The 22,154-nt window shown below is 45.5% G+C and carries 19 protein-coding genes and 1 pseudogene; 1 reads left to right on the forward strand and 19 read right to left on the reverse strand.

The features are described 5' to 3' along the window. Nucleotides 1-83: 83 nt before the first annotated feature. The 4 genes from Q9R36_RS11050 to Q9R36_RS11065 all read right to left on the reverse strand — a co-directional run bounded on the left by Q9R36_RS11050 (nucleotide 84) and on the right by Q9R36_RS11065 (nucleotide 6,137). Nucleotides 84-1,373 (reverse strand): ABC transporter substrate-binding protein, encoded by a 1,290-nt coding sequence (locus Q9R36_RS11050; protein WP_311225111.1) that lies wholly within the window; start codon nucleotides 1,371-1,373, stop codon nucleotides 84-86. Nucleotides 1,374-1,540: 167 nt separating this feature from the next. Continuing rightward, nucleotides 1,541-3,286 carry a cache domain-containing sensor histidine kinase gene (locus tag Q9R36_RS11055; RefSeq protein WP_311225112.1) on the reverse strand — a complete coding sequence of 582 codons (1,746 nt, stop codon included), beginning with the start codon at nucleotides 3,284-3,286 and terminating at the stop codon, nucleotides 1,541-1,543. 13 nt (nucleotides 3,287-3,299) lie between these two features. Further along, nucleotides 3,300-4,832, reverse strand: a complete 1,533-nt coding sequence (locus tag Q9R36_RS11060) for a response regulator transcription factor (protein WP_311225113.1) — start codon at nucleotides 4,830-4,832, stop codon at nucleotides 3,300-3,302. Between the two features lie 285 nt (nucleotides 4,833-5,117). Next, entirely contained in the window at nucleotides 5,118-6,137 is a 1,020-nt protein-coding gene (locus Q9R36_RS11065) for an NADP-dependent oxidoreductase (RefSeq protein ID WP_311225114.1), read from the reverse strand. 273 nt (nucleotides 6,138-6,410) lie between these two features. Between Q9R36_RS11065 and Q9R36_RS11070 the strand changes: the two genes are divergently transcribed. Next, the gene (locus tag Q9R36_RS11070) at nucleotides 6,411-6,719 is read left to right on the forward strand and encodes a hypothetical protein (RefSeq protein ID WP_311225115.1); all 309 of its coding nucleotides are present in this window, start codon (nucleotides 6,411-6,413) and stop codon (nucleotides 6,717-6,719) included. A 104-nt stretch (nucleotides 6,720-6,823) separates the two neighbouring features. Here the strand turns inward: Q9R36_RS11070 and Q9R36_RS11075 are convergent, their stop codons facing one another. The 15 genes and pseudogenes from Q9R36_RS11075 to Q9R36_RS11145 form a co-directional block, all read right to left on the reverse strand. Then, complete coding sequence (locus tag Q9R36_RS11075; protein ID WP_009792469.1) at nucleotides 6,824-7,024, reverse strand: hypothetical protein; 201 nt, start codon at nucleotides 7,022-7,024, stop codon at nucleotides 6,824-6,826. A 71-nt stretch (nucleotides 7,025-7,095) separates the two neighbouring features. Continuing rightward, nucleotides 7,096-7,650, reverse strand: a pseudogene (locus Q9R36_RS11080) (N-acetyltransferase family protein). A gap of 18 nt (nucleotides 7,651-7,668) precedes the next feature. Further along, nucleotides 7,669-7,941 (reverse strand): hypothetical protein, encoded by a 273-nt coding sequence (locus tag Q9R36_RS11085; RefSeq protein ID WP_311225116.1) that lies wholly within the window; start codon nucleotides 7,939-7,941, stop codon nucleotides 7,669-7,671. 364 nt (nucleotides 7,942-8,305) lie between these two features. After that, nucleotides 8,306-9,352, reverse strand: coding sequence for an aldose epimerase family protein (locus tag Q9R36_RS11090; RefSeq protein ID WP_311225117.1), 1,047 nt, complete (start codon nucleotides 9,350-9,352; stop codon nucleotides 8,306-8,308). A gap of 45 nt (nucleotides 9,353-9,397) precedes the next feature. Further along, complete coding sequence (gene galT, locus Q9R36_RS11095; protein WP_311225118.1) at nucleotides 9,398-10,897, reverse strand: UDP-glucose--hexose-1-phosphate uridylyltransferase; 1,500 nt, start codon at nucleotides 10,895-10,897, stop codon at nucleotides 9,398-9,400. 12 nt (nucleotides 10,898-10,909) lie between these two features. After that, nucleotides 10,910-11,899 (reverse strand): UDP-glucose 4-epimerase GalE, encoded by a 990-nt coding sequence (gene galE / locus Q9R36_RS11100; RefSeq protein ID WP_311225119.1) that lies wholly within the window; start codon nucleotides 11,897-11,899, stop codon nucleotides 10,910-10,912. After that, nucleotides 11,896-13,071, reverse strand: coding sequence for a galactokinase (locus Q9R36_RS11105; RefSeq protein WP_311225150.1), 1,176 nt, complete (start codon nucleotides 13,069-13,071; stop codon nucleotides 11,896-11,898). The genes galE and Q9R36_RS11105 overlap by 4 nt, the downstream gene beginning before the upstream one ends. A 39-nt stretch (nucleotides 13,072-13,110) precedes the next feature. Next, entirely contained in the window at nucleotides 13,111-14,100 is a 990-nt protein-coding gene (locus Q9R36_RS11110; protein ID WP_129613866.1) for a LacI family DNA-binding transcriptional regulator, read from the reverse strand. Between the two features lie 161 nt (nucleotides 14,101-14,261). After that, a complete protein-coding gene (locus tag Q9R36_RS11115) occupies nucleotides 14,262-16,322 on the reverse strand; it encodes a beta-galactosidase GanA (RefSeq protein WP_101552057.1) in 2,061 nt (686 codons plus the stop codon). 26 nt (nucleotides 16,323-16,348) lie between these two features. After that, nucleotides 16,349-17,197 (reverse strand): galactooligosaccharide ABC transporter permease GanQ, encoded by an 849-nt coding sequence (gene ganQ, locus Q9R36_RS11120; protein ID WP_101552059.1) that lies wholly within the window; start codon nucleotides 17,195-17,197, stop codon nucleotides 16,349-16,351. Between the two features lie 2 nt (nucleotides 17,198-17,199). Next, nucleotides 17,200-18,456, reverse strand: a complete 1,257-nt coding sequence (ganP, locus tag Q9R36_RS11125; RefSeq protein ID WP_101552060.1) for a galactooligosaccharide ABC transporter permease GanP — start codon at nucleotides 18,454-18,456, stop codon at nucleotides 17,200-17,202. A gap of 101 nt (nucleotides 18,457-18,557) precedes the next feature. Continuing rightward, the gene (gene ganS / locus Q9R36_RS11130) at nucleotides 18,558-19,841 is read right to left on the reverse strand and encodes an arabinogalactan oligomer ABC transporter substrate-binding protein GanS (protein WP_101552154.1); all 1,284 of its coding nucleotides are present in this window, start codon (nucleotides 19,839-19,841) and stop codon (nucleotides 18,558-18,560) included. A gap of 176 nt (nucleotides 19,842-20,017) precedes the next feature. Beyond that, nucleotides 20,018-21,010, reverse strand: a complete 993-nt coding sequence (locus Q9R36_RS11135) for a galactan degradation operon transcriptional regulator GanR (protein ID WP_101552062.1) — start codon at nucleotides 21,008-21,010, stop codon at nucleotides 20,018-20,020. Nucleotides 21,011-21,292: 282 nt separating this feature from the next. Beyond that, nucleotides 21,293-21,613, reverse strand: a complete 321-nt coding sequence (locus Q9R36_RS11140; RefSeq protein ID WP_257964289.1) for a YrhK family protein — start codon at nucleotides 21,611-21,613, stop codon at nucleotides 21,293-21,295. A 142-nt stretch (nucleotides 21,614-21,755) separates the two neighbouring features. Then, entirely contained in the window at nucleotides 21,756-22,094 is a 339-nt protein-coding gene (locus Q9R36_RS11145) for a DnaJ family domain-containing protein (RefSeq protein ID WP_129613865.1), read from the reverse strand. Between the last annotated feature and the right edge of the window lie 60 nt (nucleotides 22,095-22,154).

The raw sequence follows: 22,154 nt of genomic DNA on the forward strand, positions 1-22,154 counted from the left end.
GTTCATCCGCCTGATAATCAGTTAGCTCCATTAAACCGAAAGGAGTAGCCGGCGAATTCCCGAGGCTTAATTCTTATTTAATTTTATTGAATTTGCGCTTCTGCCTGTGCCTGTGCGTCTTCAAGTGCCTTATCCAAATCTTTGCCCTTCAGATAGTTCTGCATTTCAACTGCAAGGATATCTTCAATGGCATAGGTGTGCAATCCGTAGTTTACTTGAGGGATCTGCTCTGTCCATTGGGCGAAGTCAGAGATAACCTTTTGGCCGCCGAAGAAGTCATCGCCTGATGTATATGCCTCTCCTTCAGCAGCTGGTTTATAAGTGCCGATTGCCCCGATCTCGGTATTCAGAGTCTGATAAAACTCTGAATCAGAACCAAAGGTTTTTGCCAGGAATTCTGCAGCTTTCTCTTTTCCAGGAATGTTCAGCACGTACCATGAGCTGCCGCCGAGATTGGAAGCATTTACTGATCCGGAAACGCCGGACTGCTTCGGCTGTGCTGCTACTGTCCATTTGCCGGACTGGTCAGCTTCTGCTTTGATGGATGCAGTAATCCAGTTGCCCGAAGGAACAGTTGCCACATCTCCGCTGTTGAAGCCTGCCACGAACTGGCTCCAGTCTGAAACCGGTTTAACAAGGTCTGCATCCAGGATTGCCTTGTACGTCTTGAAAGCTTCCTTCAATGCTTCATTGTCTGCCAAATCAGGTGTTTTTCCATCTTCCTTCAGATACCAGGAGCCGCTGGACTGAATCATGGTGCGGATCAGCCCAAGATCTTTCGGGTCTTGAGTCAGCATATGTTTGCCTGTAGCTTCTTTAACCTTTTTACCGATTTCTATATATTTGTCCCAGTCAATGTTTTGGATATCTTCAGGCGTATAGCCTGCCTGCTCAAGGTAATCAGTTCTGAAATACAGCCCTGTGACACCTGTATCAAACGGGAGCCCGTAATTCTTGCCATCCAGGCTCGTCGGCGCGATCTTGTATTGTGCGAAATCATCTGCATTGAATGAATCTGTCAGTTCGTAGAACATATCAGGATATGCCTGCAGGAAGCTTTGCGCCCGATAGTCCTCGATCAGGACGATGTTCGGGAGACCCTTTGCCGTCCCTGAGCTCAGGCTTGTGTTTAGCTTTTGGATGATATCCGCCTGTGCATTCTCAACAATCTTTACGTCAAGCTCAGAATCCTCTTTCTGATAGGCTTCTTTTGCCAGTTCGAGAGCTTTGATGTTGAAGTTTGGATCCCATGCCCAAACTGTTATTTCATTTGTATCTTTTGATTCTCCTGAAGCATCTTCAGTATCTGACCCTGAAGAACAGGCAGACAGCATCAATACCGCAATTAATAAAAAGGCCAGCAGCTTTTTCATTGATTCCCCTCCATCTATTTTTGTAAGCGTTATCTTTCTGTCTTTATCGTAGCATCTTAAAAGGAGGGAGTATTAGGAGGATTTTTTTTTACATTTGTAATATCTTTGTCTCATGAATGCGTTTTCACCGGTTGTTCTTTGGACTTTCTTTAGAAACTTGGACGATTTTAAGCTTGTGGGAGCGGTATGGTGAGCCGGATGGTTGTCCCGTCTCCCGCCTTACTGGAGATGGATACACCCGCATCGTCTCCATAAATGAGCTGCAGTCTATCATGCACATTTCTCACGCCAATGCCGGTGAAAAGCTGCTGCTTGCTTTTAGCAGGCATTTGCTTATCTTCCTCAATCTCCATTCCGTCACCATTATCCACTACCTCGCAAATCAGCCTGCTGTTCTCCTTCCAGATCAGTACATTGATATAGCCTCCATCCTTCCGATTGAACGCATGGAAAAAGGCATTTTCCATAAAAGGCTGAAGGATCAGATTTGGAATAGGCTCATTCAGGCAGTCCGGTGAAACAAAATAATTGGTCTTAATCCGGTCTCCATAACGCTTTTGATTAATAAAAGCATAATTTTTAAGATTATCGAGCTCCTGCTTAACCGTCACGGTTTCACTCGGAGAGCCGATTGTGTTTTGAAGCAGTGATATCAGCGCCATGATGGTGTTTTCCGCCTCCTGCCTGCCGCCCTGCTGAACCATAAAACGGATTGATGTGAGCGTATTATATAAGAAGTGCGGATTGATCTGCTGCTGAAGGGCTGCCAGCTCGGCATTGCGCTTTTCCTTCTGTGTCTGCATCAGTTCCTCGACATAATCATGCAGCTCGTCCAGCATACTGTTGAATGCATAGGCGATTTTCTTTGTTTCATAGGTCCCTCCCACAGTCACATACTGGACAAAGTCATGCTTCGCAGCCCCTGAGATTTGCCGTGCTAAAGTGGAAAGAGAATTTGTAAGCCGGCGTGAAGCAAAAAACACGATAAACAGGACGGCAATTACAATTAAAATGACAATTTGCGCGATATCGCTTTTATCAATCAAATCTCCGAACGCTACTTCCTTATCTATGACATTGAATAGATACAAATCAAAGGAAGGCAGATATTCCATGAGGATGATGTGATCCTTTCCCATGAAATTCCCCACTTTATAAGGCTCAGGTCCTTTCAATTCCTCCGTATAGCGGCGCAGATCAGTTGACGTCCGGCCAATCAGGTCCGGCCGGCTGCTGGAAAGTATCACACCCGAATTATTGGTAATGAAGACATGATTTCCAGGACTGGTATAACTGGCATAAAACTTTTTGAATTCTTTTTCCTGGATGGCAAAATACATCTCACCATAATCCCTCCCCGAAATCGGCTCCCTGATGGCTCTCGTGGCGACGATGAAATTCCTGTCATCCGACTCAATATCCTTCCCCGGCCTATAGTCATACTGATACAAAAGCCTCTTGGGATTCCGGATGGTGTTTTTCCGGATGGCACTCCTTCTAAGCTCCTCATCGGTTATGGGCCAATAAGGACGGTCGGTCGCATAGTCTATTCCATTCTTGCCTGTCACGACAATGCCAATTTCATAGGCGTCAAGATAGGATTTGATCCTGTTCATCTGCTGGTACATATTAAAATATGAAACCATCTGCTCATATTCTGTTTCTTCATCTGTCAGTATCCGTTTGACAGTCCCATTTTGCAGAACATTATTGGAAGCTGTCACGATAGAGTAATGGAAGGATTCAAAGCTGTCCTTCACCTGATTCATTACCTTTGAGTTGGTTATGCTGAACCTGTCGATAAAAAACTGCTCTGACATCCTGACGATTGTGACAGTCAGCACAGCGGCAACCGATATAATAATAAACACTGTGAAAAGGAACTGCTTCATAAATAATCCGTTAAGTCTCATAGTCGCTCATCTCTTATCTTGTAAAATATTTTCGTTTATACTGGCTTGGCGACAGCCCCGTCCTTTTCTTGAACACCCTGCAGAAATAGCTGTGATCTGAAAATCCGACCAGCCCGCTGATTTCCGATATCGTGGCCTCCCCCTTCAGCAATAGCTTAGAGGCCTCCTCAATCCTGATTTTGTTCAGCTGCTCAATAAAGCTTCCCTCGTTATGGGCCGAAAAGTAGCTGGATAAATAGGACGGATTAAAATGAAAGTGCCTGGCTGCTTCTGTCAGGGTAATAGGCTCGGCATAGTGTTCTTTCATGTATTCAATAATTTTTTTTATGGTAATCCCGTTTTGGTTGTCAGCAGGAATCAGTAATTCATCCACCTCTTTTATAAAACGTGCCAGAACATCAAGTGCCTCTGAGGCAGTCCCTGCATCTTCAACAGCCTTAAAGTATTCATATTTTTTCTTTTGGATCGCATCCGCTTCAACAGTCATATTTCCCAGAATGACCGTAATATTAAAAATCGCATTCCCTAAAAATGCTTTAAATTCAAAAGGCGCAATAGAACTGTCCTTCGCCAGGGAAGAGGTATGCTCACTCAGATAGGCCAGTGCAGAATGAACATTTCCGTTCTTGAATTCCTCTGTAAACCGTTCCAGGCTGAACTCATTCCTCTCTGAAGAAGCTGCAGGCAGATCTTCTTCCTTTAAGACCCCTTTTTCAGGAAAATAAAAGGAATAGGGAAGCAGATTCAGTATGCTGTCCTTCCACACAGCACCGAGATCGGATAAGCCTTCAAATTTACGGCTGAGCGCCACTGCAGCCGTATCTGCACGTGCAGCAGCTTCCTCAATCACAAGGAAAAGCCGGGCTTCCTCTTCTTTTTCTATATTGATCAATATCCCTGCAATGCTTTCGTCTGTAAAAAAGGGAATTGCAGCGGCTTTAGGCGCCTTTTGACTGATCCCTGCTTTAACTTGATGGACAAGCTCTGCGGCAGTACTTGCTGCACGTTTTGCCTCAATGCCAAGAAGATAAAAAGTTCCAAAGGGAAAACTTTCTTCTATAGCTGACTGGTCCATAACCGCTTCATAGCCTGCAGCCAGCTTTTCTATCACTGATTCTATTGAATGGCTGCTGTTTCCCCCGGTTTGCAGGAGGGAGGGAATCTTGCTGGCAGCTGCCTGGAGTACTTTCAGCAGCCCTTCCGCATCAAGCTTCGGTTTTAATATATAGTCAACCGCCCCGTTCTGGAAAGCTGCTCTGACATAGTCGAACTCCCCATAGCTGCTCAATACAACAATCTTTATATCAGGATAACGTTCAGTCACAATCCTTGTGAGTTCTTCTCCATCCATGATTGGCATGACAATGTCTGTCAGAATGATATGCGGCCTCAACGCCTCAATCATGTCCAGTGCCTCCTGCCCATTCGATGCCTCACCCGCAATCCTGAATCCAGCCTGCTCATAATCCATATAATGCTTAATTCCCTGCCTGATTAAAACCTCATCATCTACAATCAGCACTCTGCACAGCTCTTCCTTTGGCATAATTGACCCCTCCATGCAGGAATTTGTGTTTTTCTTTATTATAAATCACTGCCGTAAACGTTTTCATAATTAAATACAGGAAAATTCCGATGTAAGATAGCGATAGATTATCTAAATGAATATGATTCTACCAAATTTTTTAATATTTCTACATAAAAACTGAATGATTCTAATAAATTTTGCTTTTTTCTACATAAAAATCACTTGATTCAATAAATAATACATTTTATGGTAAAAACAAGAAAACGCCAGCCCCTCTGGACCAGCGCTTCCCTTCATTCAATTTTATTTATCTTCTGCAACCTTCACCAGCTGCTTGCCCATATTCTTTCCTTCAAATAGTCCAAGGAAGGCATCAAGGATATTATCAAATCCTTCCGTTACTGTTTCTTCGTATTTGAGCTTTCCTTCGCTGACCCATTTGCCGAGGTCGGCAGCTGCTTCTTTGTAGCGGCTGGCGTAATCCCCGACTGTGAAGCCTTTCATGAGCGCGCTCGTTTTGATCAGCTGGCCCTGGACGCGCGGACCTGTATCTTCACCCTGCTTGTTATAAGCTGAGATAGCTCCGCATACCGGCACCCTGCCAAATTTGTTCAAAAGGCTGATGGCTGCATCGCCAATTTCTCCGCCGACATTTTCAAAATAAACATCAATGCCGTCCGGACAGGCCTTTTCCAATGCCTCGCGGATATCGCCTGCTGTTTTGTAATTGATGGCTTCATCGAATCCAAGCTCATCCTTCAGATAAGAAATCTTCTCATCGGACCCTGCAATCCCGACTACCCGGGCACCCTTGATCTTAGCAATCTGGCCGACTGCGGATCCTACTGCACCTGCCGCACCTGAAACAACGACGGTTTCATTTTCCTTCGGCTGCCCGATATCAAGAAGCCCAAAATAGGCAGTCAAACCTGGCATTCCCAGGATCCCAAGGTGAGTTGAGACCGGTGCAACCTGAGGATCAATTTTGCGGACAGCCTTTTCTGAGGCAACGGAATATTCCTGCCAAGGCAGCATTCCGACAATATAATCACCTTCATTAAATGCAGCCGATTGGGACTTTACAACCTTGGCCACCCCTCCGCCGTGAAGCGCCTCATCGAGCTTAAATGGCTCTACATACGATTTTGCGTCAGACATCCGCCCGCGCATATAAGGATCCACAGACAGGTAGACCGTCTGAAGAAGAACCTCTCCTTCCTTCGGTTCCTCGACCTTAACATCGGCAAAACGGAAATCATCCTTCACAGGTGTCCCTTTCGGACGTGAAGCAAGCTGAATTTGCTGCTGAGTATTCGGTAGCATGGTTATCCTCCTCTTAAATGATAATTGCACTTTACCATATTGATGAATGGTGATTCAATCTTGAAGGGCCAGCTTCCGCATATCCCGACGAAATACCTAGCGTTCCTCCCGCCGTGCCAGGCACCGCAAAAAGACAGTATCCGGCCTTTTGTCCACGAAGGGTGCCAGACACGGTGAAACAAAATGGCTGCTCGTTCGTATATAATGACAAGGAAGATTATGTAATCACAACTCTTACATCCCTGCTGGTAATCATGAAAGAGGTGAACGCCTATGCCAACCTTTCTTGTTGTTAACCTTTGCATTGTTTTAGTTCTGTCTGCTATTATGTCCTATATTAAGAAGAATGGAGAAAAGAAGGACAAGGGATTTGTTTTGTCTTACTATCAATTGAGCCATAGAAGAAAAATGATTCGCTCCTTATGGGAGCTCCCTTTCCTCATTCTCTTCCTGATCCTGATGTTTTATCTCACGGATCTTGAAACTATCTATATGCTGTCACTTTCCGCCCTGCTGTTCTTCGTGTTCATTGGCCAGTTCTGCTATAACTACTATAAGTGGAAGCAGCAGGAAAAGGCATGATCGGCTGAGATCATGCCTTTTCCTCATTCAGCGTGCCTGGCACCGCAAAAAGACAACTACCCGCTATTTGTCCACAGACGGTGCCTGGCACTGGCAGCATTCTTCTAGAAAATGGTCCCCTTAAATTTTTCCGGCTTTGTAACATAGCTCTCAATTATGTAACCGCAGCCCGTGCAGATGATATGCTCAACGGGTGATCCAAAGCTCATCCTATTGTCGGGTATGATTGTCCCATATCCGTGCTGACTGCCTTTGCCCAATTCCTTCCCTTCGCATTTTGGGCATTCCCCCGCTATTTTTTTCATCGGAATTCCTCCCCTTTTTAGCACTCCTTTGTATTAAATACGAAAACATTCCGCTAATCTTGATTGCTATCTTAACTGAAGCTTCCCAGCAGTTCATCCGTCCGCGGCCGCCAAATCATATGATGGGAACCCTTTCCCCAATAATTCTCTATTACAACCGCAGGCTGTCAAAACTTCATCTTCCAAATTTCCTGGGCCCTTTTGTACCCGCTGTCCATACAGAATTCTTCAATTCCCCTTTCGCAAAAAACAGGGTAAAGGCTGCTCAGCAACTTGCTGCCGATACCCTCTCCCTGAACATCAGGATGAACAAAGACGGTGCCAACTTCAAATAAATGGCTGTACTCCTGATTGGTGTTCTCAAGAATCAGCCTGCTGGCCGGCCCAAATTCAACAGTCCCGATTATCTTCCCGCCTGCCTGCGCAAGCAAAAAATACCGGGCCTCTCCCCGGCTTGATAGATCCTGCAGCAGGTACTCTTTTTTCACTTCAATCTCTTTCTCCATATCCTCTAAAAGTCCGCCGATGCCTTCCTTGATAAACGTATCGGTTATGACCATATTAAAAAAATCATTTAGTTCAGCTGTATCTTCATAAACGGGTCTTCTAATCTTTATGTTTTTCATCTTTTTGATTACCCCTATCTAATAATAAAAGGCCGCTGCACCGAGTCCAAGGCAAACTGCTGCTGCTATGAATAAAGCAGCTGAAGCCCCCCGGCTTGCCTTAAGCTTTATCCCCCAAGCACCGAAGAATACCGCAGCCGCAATTTTCGAAGTTCCTTGAAAAAATGCGCCACCTTCTGCAAAAACAGAACTGCTGAATAGAATCGATAAAAACAGAGATCCTGTGATCAAAATCTTGAACCACAGCGGTTCTCTTAAGAATAGACCCGCAAACAGCTTTATCTTTTTCATTGGTCATAACCCCCTTCCAAGATAGGAAACATTGGTTTAAAAAAGGATTGCATCAGAGAGAATCTTTAAGAGCCTTTGGAGTTTCTATGTTTTATAGAAAATCCTTCCAGCGGAATATCTGTCTCTATATTACGAATGAAATTCAATTAAGTTGCGTTCTAACCAGCAAAATTTTCAGAAAACTCTTTCGGTAACCAGTTATCCCGTTACCCCTCAATGCAGAACAGATTTCTATAAGAATGCTTTGCTTTAGCTTCCATAAGAAAACTCAGGTACACCGGTTCATCAAACCTTGGGATTCCCCGCACTAAAAGAAAAAGCCTGCACAGATATACTGTACAGGCTTAGCCTATGGCGCTCCTTACTATTCTTGTGAAAACTTAAAAGCAGTAACCGACCGGCAGCTTTCCCCTGCTTTCAAAATACATGATGGAAATTCCGGGTGATGCACCGCATCCGGCAGCCCCTGGGTCTCCAGGCAAACGCCCAAATGATTGGCGGCTGTTACACCGCGTATGGAGAATGACCCCTCCAGTGTATTGCTTGTATAAAGGACAACGGCAGGCTGGTCTGTTTCTACAACAAGGCGCCGGCCGCTTTCTGCATCATATAAGCTGATCTCTTCATTCTCGTTTTCATCGAGCAGGAATGGATGGTCATACCCGTTGCCGACCCGTATATTCTGCGGGTTATCCGAGGTATTTCCATCCTTAAGTTTCCGGCCTTTTGTGAAATCAAATACGGTTCCATCGACAGGCAAGAGCTCCCCTGTTGGAATGAGTGATTCGTTCAGTTCCGCAAACCGGTCACTTTTAAGCGTCAGTTCATGATCGAGGATATCTCTTTTCAGATCTCCGCTCAGATTAAAATACGAATGATTCGTTACATTGACGATCGTATCTTCATCACTGGTTCCTTCATAGCTGATCTCCAGTTCGTTCCGGTCATTCAATGTGTAAGTAACCTTCATCTCAAGGTTTCCTGGATAGCCTTCTTCGCCATCCTTGCTGACGTACCGGAAAATGACGCTTGCTGAATCCGGGCCTTCTGTGACTTCTGCATCCCACAGCTTTTTATCAAAACCTTCCACTCCGCCGTGAAGATTATTTCCGCCATTATTTTTGGCAAGCTTATAGGTTTTCCCGTTCAGCTCGAATTCCCCTCCGGCAATCCTCCCGGCATGGCGCCCGCAAACGGCTCCAAAGTAAGGGGAATGCTGCTGGTATTCTTCCAGAGTATCAAAGCCCAGGACCACATTTTCCATCCGCCCATCCCGGTCCGGCACAAGGATTTTCGTGATGATACACCCATAATCGAGGCAGGAAACCTCCATTCCCTGCCTATTCACCAGTGTAAAGATGGAAACTGTCCGTCCATCCAGCTCTGCAAACTTCTCTCTAACTGCCTTCATTTGCAAGACTCCCATTCTTTTAAAAAATGTAATTCATTGCTCCAATCAATCAAGTCCCGCCAGGAGATCAGCAAACCTGCGGAATGCCGCCAGGCCGGATTCAGTCTGCTTGAACACGCCTGCATCCTCAAGAACCCTTACAAACTTATACCCGATTTCTTTCCGTATAATAGATCCCGCTGTTTTGCCGGTTAACTCATCTGCATACTTCACTTTCATTTCAGCAGCCCATGGCAGATGATAGTCCTTTACCTCTGCAGGCTGGTCCAGCAGAAACTTCTCTATCTCACTGATTTCCTTTTCCAGACGCGCAGGCAGAACGGCCAGTCCCATCACTTCAATCAGGCCGATGTTCTCTTTTTTAATATGATGGACATCGGCATGGGGATGAAAAATGCCGAGCGGATGCTCAGTGCTCGTGCGGTTGTTCCTGAGGACAAGATCCAATTCATAGAGGCCATCCCGCTTTCTCGCAATTGGTGTAATGGTGTTATGCCTCGTCTCTTCAGTAAATGCCTCTATTTCAGCTTCTGTATCACTGTATTGAACCCATGCTTCAAGAATCATTTCAGCAGCATCAGCGAGCTCTTCCTGTTTTTGGCCTCTCAGGCGTATAACAGATAACGGCCATCTTAGCATGCTGGCGCTTATATCGGGGAAACGGGTTAGCTGGAACGAGCCGATTTCATCTGCACCAGCCATAGCAAACTCATAGCTGCCTCCCTGATAGTGATCATGGCTGAGTATGGATCCGCCGACAATCGGCAGATCCGCATTGGAGCCAACGAAATAATGCGGAAATTTCCCTGTAAACTCCAGCAGTCTCGCAAAAGTGCTGCGGTCGATTTTCATATTGCGGTGCTCCCCGCAAAGGACGATACAGTGCTCGTTATAATATACATACGGCGAATATTGCAGAAACCACGGTTCATCAGACAGCTCCAGGTCGATGATCCGGTGGTTAGAGCGCGCCGGATGCCCCGGACGCCCTGCATATCCTTCATTTTCTGCACATAGCAGGCATTTCGGATAATTGGAGGAAACAATCTTCATCTCCCGTTCGCGTGCTATCTGCTCCGGATCCTTCTCAGGCTTGGACAGATTGATCGTGATGTCCAGCTCGCCATATTCGGTGGCGATTTTATAATTTATATTCTTTGCAATGCTTTTGGTCTGAATATAGTTGCTGTTCCGGCTGAGGTCGTAAAAATACCTGGTAGCCTCTGCAGGGCTTTTCTCATATTTTTCATAGAACTCTTTATTCACAGAAGAAGGCTTTGGAACAACCACATCCATAATTTTGCTTGAGATAATATCTTTATCGCTTTCAAGGCTGGTTATAATGCCTTCAGCCACCGCATGCTCAACCAGGTCTTCCAAAAGATCGGGAATACTCTTTTCCCCTGCTTCGGCATGCTCCGGATAGTCAACAAGCCCAATCAAAGACATGATTTGATTTCGCGCATAAATTATGTCACGCTGCTCAATCATTCCGAGGGCTGCTGCCCGGTTCACCAGCGTCTCTATGCTCGTATAAACGTCCATTCCAAGCCCTCCTTATTCGTTATAGCCGTGCGGATGTGCCTGATGCCAGCTCCACGCGTCTTCAATGATCTGCTTGATGCTTGTTCTTTGCGGGTTCCATCCGAGAACTGTTTTTGCTTTCTGTGAGGAAGCGATAAGGGTGCTTGGGTCCCCGCTTCTTCTGGGAACGACTTTACCCGGAATCTCATGTCCGGTCACCTCACGGACTGCCTCGATCATTTCCTTAACAGAAAAGCCCTGCCCGCTTCCAAGGTTGATGATCTCGCTTTTTCCGCCTTTCTGCAGATACTGGAGGGCAAGCAGATGGGCATCGATTAGATCTTCGACATGGATGTAATCACGGATGCAGGTTCCATCCGCTGTGTCATAATCATCGCCAAATATTGAAATGTGCTCCCTCTGTCCAAGGGCGACCTGGAGAATGATCGGGATCAGATGGGTCTCAGGCTGATGGTCTTCCCCGATCTCTCCTGTCGGCCTTGCCCCCGCCACATTGAAATAGCGTAGTGATACGTATTTCAAATCATGGGCCGCTTCACACCATTTCATGATTTTTTCCATCGTCAGCTTGGTTTCGCCATAGGCGTTCGTAGGATTGGCAGGCATCTCTTCCGTAATCGGCATTGTTTTCTGCTCTCCATAGGTGGCAGCGGTCGAAGAGAACACAATATTCTTCACATCGAACTCGTTCATCACTTCGAGCAGCACCTGAGTACCGTAGACATTATTGTTGAAGTATTTCAGCGGATTCTCCATAGATTCGCCTACAAGCGAGTTGGCAGCAAAATGGAGGACGCCGTCAATGCTTTCCTTTTCAAACACACTGCGCAGAAACTCCCTGTCGCGTATGTCCCCCTGATAAAACTTCGCATCCGGGTGAACCGCTTCCCTGTGGCCTGTCTCCAGGCTGTCGACAACTACCGCTTCATAATTCTGGTCGATCAGCTGATAAACAGCATGTGAACCAATATATCCTGCACCGCCAAGAACTAAAATACTCATCCCTGCACCTCCAAAATGATTTCCTTGGTTCCATCCCCGACACTCGCTGCATAGAAATCTGCAGCATAGCCGATTCTTTCCATATATTTATTGCCAACCTCTTCAATGAAAGAAGCAGCTTTGTCTTTCTCAACAATGGCAATCGCACATCCGCCAAACCCCGCACCGGTCATACGGGCCCCAAGCGTGCCTTCCTGCTGCCAGGCGGCTTCCACCAGAGCATCGAGCTCTTTTCCGGTTACTTCATAATCATTTTTCAGCGACTGATGCGACTCATTCATCAGCTTTCCGAAGTCTTCAAGGCGCCCTTCCTGCAAAGCCTTGAAAGCTTTTAGCGTCCGCTGGTTTTCACAGACGGCATGCTTCGCCCTTTTTTCCAGGACTTTATCCCCGATCAGCTGCTTATGCTGTTCAAATTCATCCTCTGATAATTCACCAAGTGATGAAATGGAAAGCTTAGACTGAAGCTTAGCAAGCGCTGCTTCACACTCGCTCCGCCGTTCATTATACTTTGAATCTGCCAGCTCCCTGCGCTTATTCGTATTCATGACCATGATCTGATAATCTTCCAGATTGATAGGGGCATATTCATACTTCAAAGTATTACAGTCAAGCAGGATGGCGCTTCCAGCCTGGCCCATGCCAATGGCAAACTGATCCATGATGCCGCTGTTGACGCCAATGAATTCGTTCTCGACTTTTTTCCCAAGCTTTACAAGTTCAATCCTTCCGATATTAAAACCAAATAGCTCATTAACAGTTACTCCGATCAGCATTTCAAGTGAAGCAGATGAAGAAAGCCCGGCGCCGTTCGGGATATTCCCGTACACGTATAAATCGATCCCGACTGGCAGCTTCCAGCCGGCTTCTTCTATATAAGCAATCATACCTTTCGGAAAATTCGCCCAGCCATGTTCTTTTTTATACTCCAGTTCACCCAACGAAAATTCGACGATGCCTGCATCAGGGAAATTCTTTGAATATACCCGGACAATCCTGTCGTTCCGCTTCTTAACCGCTCCATATGTCCCAAGCGTAATGGCACAGGGGAATACATGGCCGCCATTATAGTCAGTGTGCTCCCCGATCAGATTGATCCTCCCTGGAGAAAAGAAAAGCCTGGCATCCCCTACCATAGAGTCAGTATATATGGTTTGAAAGTCATTAATCATTGTTTGAAGTTCCATATCGTCATCTCCTGCTTCACAAAGTTAGAAACTGCTGCTCCGGGCAATCAGTTCAGTCGCAAGAAACACCTTCTTTGCGATCTTCCTGCCCTGATTTCTTTCCAAGAATAAGTCGACGGCCACCTCGCCCATCGGCTCTGTATGCACCTTCAAGGTGGTCAGCGCCGGGAATATATATTTGGATACACTGATATCATTGATCCCGATCACATTGACACGCTCCGGAACCTGGATGCCGGCTTCGTGGAGGGCCCTCAGGCAGCCGATGGCAATCAGATCATTGCCTGCAAATACCGCGGTCGGGAGACTCTCCCCTTTATCCTCTATCATCTTGTTCATCAGCGTATAGCCGCTGTCCACCGTAAAGCTTCCGATATAGATATTACCTTCATCCAGAAGCCCGCGGCTTGCCATATAATTTCTGTAGGCTCTTTCACGTGCATCTTCAATTCCGCCCGATTCGTCTTTAAAAACCTCTTGTCCGCCGATATAGCCAATGGTTTGATGGCCTTTACCTGTTAAATAATTCAGTATTTTCACTGCCGCTTTTTCAAAATCTACGACAACAGAGTCATACCGGTCTTCATCCGGACTGTAGTCTGCAAAAATAACAGCGTCCGTAATTTCCCCCAAAGCATCAGCCTGCGCCTTGCTGAACTTTCCGACAGCTATAATGCCCTGAAGGCTTTCACTTCTGGCTTTTTCCAGGTCATCATAAAAATAGTTGGCATACTGGATGCCGAGCTGCTGGCAGCGCTGCTCAATGCCATAGCGGATCGACATATAATACAGATCTTCCAGCTCTTCTTTCTCTGTATACCAGTGAACGACTGCAATTTTTAATGCGGCATCCTTTTTGACAGGTTTTTTCTTATAATCAAGCTCTTCCGCGGCTTCAAAAATCTTTTTGCGGGTATCATCTGTCACTGACAGGGAAGCATCATAATTGAGCACCCTGGAAACAGTGGCAATCGATACCCCTGCTTTTTCTGCTATTTTCTTGATTGTCGCCATACTCAGCCTCCTTCCGTACAAATGAATAAATCGCTTACTTTTATTTTATTACTTTTAGTAAATAAATCAATGTTTTTACTAAAAAGTTTACAAGGTTTTAATTTAACAATTCCTCATCTATTAAAGAAAGGAGTGACCGCATCAGGATCACCCCTTTCTTTTTATCTGGTTCTTTCTGCTATTCTAACTTCGTACGGTTTCAAAGTGATTTCGCCGGACAGTTCTTCATTTGTCTGAATCTCTTTTGCCTGCTGCTCAAAAACCACAGCTTGCTTCTCTTCAGTAAAGTTCATGACAAATATATAATCCTTCTCCTCATCCTGCCTTACCTGCACAGAAACCCCGCTCTCATGCTTAACAGGGAAAGCGGCCTTTAAGTCCAATTCAGCCATTAATCCGCTGTAAAAATCACGGTGGAACTGAGCATCCAGGCGACCCCCGATATAATACGCATTTCCTTCTTTAAACTGGTGGCTTGCGACAGCCGGGAGACCGGCATAAAAATCCTGTTCGTATATCCCGTCGGCTTTGGCACCGGCCAGTTCTATCACAGTCGCATAATCTTTCAGCACATATTGTTTGTTTTTATATGTTACCGTGTTGCTGTCCCCAGGATATAAAGTATCAGTCTCGACAGGCTTTAGCCCGAAGGTTTCCTGGAGGTCCACCGGCCATCCGCCGAAATAAACCAGGTCATTTTCGTCCACTACACCGCTGATATAGGACATGACCAGCGTACCGCCGCCGGCCACAAAGGATTTCAGCCTAGCAATCGTTTCTTTGCTTGCCAGATACAGCATCGGGGCGATAATCAGCTTGTATGCCGTGAAATCCTGCTCTTTCGTGATGATATCGACTGGAATATCTTTCTCCCAGAAGGTGCGGTAATGTTCCTGTAGTGTTTGCGGATATTGTTTCGTTTCCAGACCGAACCCCTGGGCATCGTTCAGGGCCCAATTGCTTTCCCAGTCATACAGGATGGCAGCTTCAGCAGGGCGGCTGGTTCCTACGACAGCAGAAAGCTTTTCAAGAGTTTCACCCACTGCCGCGACTTCCTTGAAGACCCGGTTATCGGCACTATTATCATGGTCTACAACCGCTCCATGGAACTTCTCAGATGACCCCCTTGACTTGCGCCATTGAAAATACATAACGCTGTCAGATCCGTGGGCGATCATCTGCATGGAAGATAAAAGGTGCATGCCGGGACGCTTCGCTTTGTTGACAGGGTGCCAGTTTACAGCGCTTGGCGTAGACTCCATCAGCAGAAACGGCTGCTGTTTCAGACTGCGGTATAAATCATCGATAAAAGCTGTCTTCATGGCAAGATTCGCTGTGGACTCCCAGTCATTATGCCAGGCAGGATAGGCATCCCAGCTGATGACATCCAGATGCTTGGCAAACTTGGAATAATCAAGGGCCTGGAACGGGATAAGATCCATTGTATCTGCCATAAAATTGGTTGTGATTGGAATACCGGGTGTAATCTCCCTTAAAGGTACGATTTCGTTTTTATAAAAAGAGATCGTCTGGTCTGTTATAAAGCGGCGCCAATCCAGGTTAAGGCCGTGAACGGCATTTTCCCCGATCGGCGAAGGGGACTCAATCTGTTCCCAATCGCTGAAAGTATGGCTCCAGAAAGGACCCCACCAGGCGTCATTCAATGCTTTGAGACTATGATTGTATTTGTCTTTCAGCCAGTTCCGGAAGGCTGCCTGGCAGCTGCTGCAGTGGCATTCCCCGCCATACTCATTGGAAATGTGCCACATCAGGAGCGCAGGGTGGCCTGCATATCTTTCAGCAAGGAGCCTGTTGATCTTCCGAGTTTTCTCGCGGTAGACCTCAGACGTAAAGCAATGGTTGTGCCTGCCGCCATGAAGCTGTTTGACCCTCTCTCCGTTTACCCTGAGGACCTCAGGATACTTCTGCGACATCCATGCAGGGCGGGCGCCGCTTGGAGTAGCAAGGATTACCTTGCCGCCGATTCCGTCGATATTATTGATGATCTCATCAAGCCATTCGAAGGTAAAATGCCCTTCCTCAGGTTCAAGGGCGCTCCAGGCGAAGATCCCCACTGAAAAGGTATTTGTATGCGCAAGCTTCATCAATTTGATGTCATCGGCCAGTATATCAGGGCGGTCCAGCCACTGATCAGGATTATAATCGCCTCCATGAAGCATAAAATCCGCTTTTGTCACTTGTGTTTTCTTTAGTGTTGACATTTAAACTCTCCTCCCGGTGCAGCTTATCAGCCTTTCGTTCCTCCAGCCGTCAATCCAGACACAAAGTGCTTCTGAAGCACGATGAAAATGATGGCGATTGGAATACTGATCAAGATGGCACCCGCTGCAAAAGTTGTATAACTCGCACCCATTACCTCATTCACCAGATTGTACAATCCAATGGGAAGTGTATAGGACTCAGGTGTTCTAAGGATGGTAGAAGACAATACAAAATCCCCGAGCGGGCCCGTGAACCCGTTCATCGCCACGACAGCTATCATCGGTTTCGATAACGGCATAAGAATCTGAAAGAAAATCCTTGTATTGCTGGCGCCGTCAATCTTGGCACTTTCATCAAGATCAAGCGGGATGGAATCCATATATCCCTTCATCAGATACGTATTCATCGGGATCTGCCCCCCGATATAAAGCAGGATCAGCAGCCAGTGGCTGTTCATCATTCCCAGCAATTGAGCCAGAACAAACAAGGCAATCAATGCTGAAAATTGCGGGATCATCTGCAGGAGAAGGAATAAGGTCAGTGCATTCTTCCTACCCTTAAAACGGAATCTGGAAAAAGCATACGCTGTAAAGGAAACGCTCAAAATGGTCCCGATCATAGTAAAAATACTGATTTTCAAAGAGTTAAGATACCATTGGCCATACTGGAGGCTGTCTTTGCCGGCAAACAGTTCCCTGTAATGATCCAGCGTCGGATTCTCCGGAATGATGGATGTACTGATCAAACTATTGCCCGGGTTGAAGCTTGCCCCTACTGTCCAAAGGAGGGGATAAATAATGATCACCGACATGGCTATCAAAATGAAATATAAAATAAAGAGGTGCACGAACTTTCTCTTTTTCACATTCGCCATCTTCAAGCCCCCTCTTTAAATGAGTTCGTCCGCCTGAATTGCCATAGGGCAATCGCTATAACAAAAACAGACAGCAGAATCGTCAAGGCTGCAGCAAGCGAATATTGGCTGGACTGCATCGTCAGCTTATAGATCCATGACACCAGAATATCAGTACCGCCCGCTGTTGAACCGGCGCTTGCCGGGCCGCCGCCATTAAATAGATAGATAATATTGAAGTTATTAAAATTGAACGTGAATTGCGTGATGATGATCGGTGCCATTGCAATCAGGATCATCGGCATCGTAATAAACCTGAACTTCGCGAAAACGGAGGCCCCGTCAATGGTTGCCGCCTCATACAAATCATCCGGAATGGATTGCAGAACTCCCGTTGTCACAAGGAAAATATACGGAAATCCGAGCCAGCCCTGCATAAGGATCAAAGCAAGCCTCGACCAGTTCGCATCCGTCATCCAAGGCACAGGGTCTATTCCAAGTGCCGCCAGGATATCGTTATTGATCGCTCCAAAGCTGTCATTGAAAAGCCCGGCAAAGATCAGGATCGTAACAAATCCAGGAACTGCCCACGGCAGCACCAAGACTGTCCGGAAAAATTTCTTGAACTTAATGTCCTTGTTGTTCACGATGACCGCCATTAAGATGCCCAGGCAAACCTGCAGCGAAGAAGCTGCCAGAGTCCAGACAACCGTCCAGGCAAGTACGTCGAAGAAGGTTGCGCGCCAGATATCAACCGTAAAGATCTGGGCAAACGTTTCAAGGCCCACCCAGTCTGCCAGATTGGCAGGAGGTGAGTGATAGAGATCATAGTTGGTAAATGCCAGCGCAAAACTGAATAGGATTGGGAAGATGACCGCAAAAATCAGGATGAACAAAGAAGGACCGCTGATTACATATGGATAGCCCTGTGAAATCAGGTTTTGGTACTGATCTTTAAGAGAATTGAGCTTCCTGTTTTCATCTCTCAATCTTCCATTCACAAAAGCATCACGCAAATTGAAATAATATAATCCGAGCCCAAAGCAAGTAACTATGATGGCTATGATTCCTTCAGCCAGCAAAAAGATCGAATTGTCACGGGGGACTTCTGTTCCCAGAGTGAAGATTCCCCAGAAACCCATATTCAGCAGGTCACCGAAAACAAGGAAGAAGGATGCCCCCAGAAGAAGCAGCAGAAGGCCTTTCACCCATTGCTTATTGTAAAACTGGCCCGCTCCGGGGATTATGGATAACAGCAATGCTTTTCGACTATGTGACACTGTTTTTCACCTCTTTAACCAATATCCAAATGGATGGTTTTCTTGTCACTAACATAAATGGTGCCAAACCATGTAACCGTTTGGCACCATTATTCTTTTAATTATTTTTTGCCGTGCTTCGCTTCGATTTGGCCTTTGATTGTGCCGGCAGCCTGATCTAACGCCTCATTTGGCTCCGCTTTGCCTGTAGCAATCGTTTGCAGTGCCGCATCGGCAGGAGTCCACACTTCGTTCATTTCCGGAATATTAGGCGTCAGTTCAGAATACTGGGCCTGTTCCGCAACTGCCTGGGCAGCTTCGCTTTCTGTTACTACCGGATCATCAGCCAACGCCTGGACAGCCGGCACTTCTTTAGTGATTTCATATCTCGCTTTTGAGTTTTCCTCATTTGCCAGGAATTCGACTAAATCCTCAGCAAGCTCGGCATTCTTGGAATAAGAGCTGACATTATAACTCTTTACACCTATAAACGAGCTCATATTCTCACCATTCTCAAGTGCCGGAAGTTTGGCTACGCCATAGTTGACGCCTGCTTTGGCGAATGGCTCAATATTCCATGGACCGGAAATGATGGCAGCCGCCTTGCCTTCCGTGAAAAGGGATTCCAGAACATTGATTCCCTGCTCCCCTATGATCCCAGCCGGGAAAAGACCTTCTTTATAAAATTTCTGGATAACTTTGGCGCCTTCGACTGCTCCTTCATTATTAAGGCCAATGTCAGCTGGATCATAATTACCGCTGTCATCACGGCCAAAGATATATCCGCCGTAACCGCTCATGACGCTTTGGGCATAATAAATCTGGTCAAACAGAGCAAGGAATCCAAACGTTTTGCCATCTGAAGTTTCTTTTGAAAAGTCATACCATTCTTCCAGCGTCTGAGGAAGTTCCTCATCTGAAACCAGGTCTTTATTGTAATAGAGCATTGTTGTCTCCACTGCTTTAGGGAGGCCATATGCCTTTTCATTGACAATTTGGGATTGCATCGCTGCATCCGTATAGATAGATTTCACTTCGTCCCCCACAGAAAGTTCCTTGATCAACCCTTCTGTTACTGCTGTCCCGATTTGATCTCCAGGCATAGTCAGTACATCCGGGCCTGTGCCAGCAGGACCGTCTAAACGCAGATTTTCAATTTGCTGTGCGTATGGTTTCTCCACCACTTTAATTGTTACATCATTATCTTCTTCAAATTTAGCAATGGCATCTTTAATGCCGTCAGACTTCTCTATATCTTCCCAAACCAGTAAATCATAGCCGTTCTTACCCGCTGTTTCTTTCTTTCCTGACGAATCACTGCTGCTTTCCTGAGGGCCGCAAGCCACTAACGATAAACTTAAAGCAATACCGCTCATGATGCCGAAATACTTTTTAACATTTTTCATCATTGACACCCCTTCTTTATAATTGACTATTCTGAAATCCTTATGAAAGCGTTTTACTAAAATTAATATAGCATCACAAGGAAAATATGTCTATATTAATTTACTAAAAATAAGTAAAAAAGTTTACAAAAAAAAGAAAAAACGTCTCCTAATGGAGACGCCTACTTACATAAAGCTTAATCCGCACTTTTTCTGACAATCAATTCCGAACCTAAATATAAGGTTTTTACATATTTCCGCTTTTCCACCAGCTGCTCCAGCAGCATTTCCAAAGCATTTTTGCAAAGCTCCTTTGTATCAATATGGAAAGTGGTGAGCGGCGGAGATACATATTTAGCCACACTGATATTATTCACACTGATAACGCTTACGTTATTGGGAATGGCATAGCCATGCTCATTTAATGCCTGCAGGCAGCCGACCGCAATGGGGTCTGCTGCAATAAAGAAGGCAGAAGGAAGATTGCCCCCCAGCTTGCTGATGGCTTCACTCATTAATTTGTATCCATTCTCCACGGAAAATCCTCTATGGCAGAAAATATATTCTTCCTTCAGCAATCCTTTCTCTTCCATATAAGTCCTGAAGGTTCTCTCACGAAGATCCATTTCTTCTCCGCCGGTGTTAGGATTATGAAAAGTGCCGCCAACAAAGCCTATATCGCTGTGCCCTTTATCCATAAAGAAATCAACTGTCCTTTTCGTTATCTGAGCGAGATCCGGCCTGACCGAATCATAAATATTCGGCTCAGGGGTCGAGTCTATAAATACTCCATTCTTAGTTAGTCCCTTTAGATGTTCAAGCTCTTTATCGGAAAAAGTCCCTACTGCGATAAAGCCTTCTATATCTTCGGGAATGCGATTGATACCTTCTGATATTTTATAAGTTTCCAATTCAACATTCATCTGCTTCGCAAGTTTTTCCACTTCCAGCCTCATCGACTTAAAGTATACATCTTCCAGTTCTTCAATGTCTGTAAGCCAATACAAAAAAGCAATATTCTTTACGAGCGGCCTAATTGTTTTCTTGCGATAATTAAGCTTTTCTGCCGCCTCATAAATTTTTTCCCGGGTCTCATCCGGCACTGAAAGGCTTTGATCATTATTCAAAACGCGGGAGACGGTCGAAATCGAAAACCCCGCTTCCTCTGCAATCCCTTTAATTGTCGCCATTAACCCTCCGCCTCCTCTTCAAACGCAAACTGCAGCTTCTTTTCCTATTCCAAATCTCCGCATACAGCAGTTCAAGCATCTTAAGTAAAATATTTTACTTATATTTTACTTATAATACACTACTGCAGTCAAGGAGATTAAAAATCCTTCAAATTTCTTCCTCTTCTTTTATTGTATATTCTTCTGCAGTGAGCGACAACCTGGTATAAGGAAATTGAAAATCATATGCCAATGTGTAAATAAAAATCGAGAGACAGCGTTAGCTTCTCCCGACCACAGCTGTTATTCATTTTCCCGTTCCTTCAATCTTCCTTTACCGCTGCCCGGCTTAATACTCCTGATATGCAAGTCCTTCAATATATTTAAAACCGCCCTGGCAATCATCAGGACACTGCCAGCGAGGAAAAATGATATAGCTATTCTTTGATCTACATCAGTTAAATACAGGATGCTTCCGATAAAATATAAGACACCAAGAAAGAAATCATTCAGCCAGGAAAGCAGATTATACCTTTTTTCCACAATCATTTTATACTTCCCTACCTGAATATACACATCCTCATCATTATCATACACCTTTTTTTCAATCTGCAATGCAATCACCCTCCCATTGGGGTTTTCCCTTTTTCACTGCAAGGATGCGTGTTATTTACTGGAAAACAAAGTCGAAGGAGTGATGGCCTGTGCACAAATTTTTCTCTTTTTACAAAATAAAAAGCCGCCCGCAAGCAGCTGTTAAAGTCCCCTATACCTGCCAGATCCTCTTTGCCTGTTCCAGGTCATGGAAACGGATAATGTTTTTCTGCATCGGCGGGGGGCATGCCATATTGTATTTCCTGATCATTTCGTTAATAGCAGCAGCGTCCTGCTCTGATTGGCATGCATGGACCATTTCGGAGATTTCTTTCTGGAGCTTGAGCCATGGGGGCAGATAGCCGGCATCCTTGGCAATTTTCTGGAAGCGCTGGTAGGTATCCTGCTCCAAATACTCTTTAGGCAGCGGCTTTCCTTTACCGCTGAAGTTATCTTTTTCACCTGCATTTTCAAGAATATCGCCAATTAAATCGTTGTATTTCCTGTCCATGGAAGGCCTCCCATCATAGCGTTTACCTATTATATTAACATTATTTTCAAAATATTAACA

The organism is Bacillus sp. AG4(2022) (genome assembly GCF_031844465.1).
GTDB lineage: Bacteria > Bacillota > Bacilli > Bacillales > Cytobacillaceae > Bacillus_AB > Bacillus_AB infantis.

Excerpts from the sequence above, each read along its gene's own strand:
- Q9R36_RS11055 (WP_311225112.1), bottom strand. The coding sequence starts at position 3,286 with ATGAGACTTAACGGATTATTTATGAAGCAGTTCCTTTTCACAGTGTTT.
- Q9R36_RS11070 (WP_311225115.1), top strand. The coding sequence starts at position 6,411 with ATGCCAACCTTTCTTGTTGTTAACCTTTGCATTGTTTTAGTTCTGTCT.
- ganS (WP_101552154.1), bottom strand. The coding sequence starts at position 19,841 with ATGAAAAATGTTAAAAAGTATTTCGGCATCATGAGCGGTATTGCTTTA.
- Q9R36_RS11090 (WP_311225117.1), bottom strand. The coding sequence starts at position 9,352 with ATGAAGGCAGTTAGAGAGAAGTTTGCAGAGCTGGATGGACGGACAGTT.
- galE (WP_311225119.1), bottom strand. The coding sequence starts at position 11,899 with ATGAGTATTTTAGTTCTTGGCGGTGCAGGATATATTGGTTCACATGCT.
- Q9R36_RS11065 (WP_311225114.1), bottom strand. The coding sequence starts at position 6,137 with ATGCTACCGAATACTCAGCAGCAAATTCAGCTTGCTTCACGTCCGAAA.
- galT (WP_311225118.1), bottom strand. The coding sequence starts at position 10,897 with ATGGACGTTTATACGAGCATAGAGACGCTGGTGAACCGGGCAGCAGCC.
- Q9R36_RS11145 (WP_129613865.1), bottom strand. The coding sequence starts at position 22,094 with ATGGACAGGAAATACAACGATTTAATTGGCGATATTCTTGAAAATGCA.
- Q9R36_RS11085 (WP_311225116.1), bottom strand. The coding sequence starts at position 7,941 with ATGAAAAAGATAAAGCTGTTTGCGGGTCTATTCTTAAGAGAACCGCTG.
- Q9R36_RS11075 (WP_009792469.1), bottom strand. The coding sequence starts at position 7,024 with ATGAAAAAAATAGCGGGGGAATGCCCAAAATGCGAAGGGAAGGAATTG.
- ganQ (WP_101552059.1), bottom strand. The coding sequence starts at position 17,197 with ATGGCGAATGTGAAAAAGAGAAAGTTCGTGCACCTCTTTATTTTATAT.
- Q9R36_RS11110 (WP_129613866.1), bottom strand. The coding sequence starts at position 14,100 with ATGGCGACAATCAAGAAAATAGCAGAAAAAGCAGGGGTATCGATTGCC.
- Q9R36_RS11115 (WP_101552057.1), bottom strand. The coding sequence starts at position 16,322 with ATGTCAACACTAAAGAAAACACAAGTGACAAAAGCGGATTTTATGCTT.
- Q9R36_RS11050 (WP_311225111.1), bottom strand. The coding sequence starts at position 1,373 with ATGAAAAAGCTGCTGGCCTTTTTATTAATTGCGGTATTGATGCTGTCT.
- Q9R36_RS11060 (WP_311225113.1), bottom strand. The coding sequence starts at position 4,832 with ATGCCAAAGGAAGAGCTGTGCAGAGTGCTGATTGTAGATGATGAGGTT.
- Q9R36_RS11105 (WP_311225150.1), bottom strand. The coding sequence starts at position 13,071 with ATGATTAATGACTTTCAAACCATATATACTGACTCTATGGTAGGGGAT.
- Q9R36_RS11135 (WP_101552062.1), bottom strand. The coding sequence starts at position 21,010 with ATGGCGACAATTAAAGGGATTGCAGAGGAAGCGGGGTTTTCGATTTCG.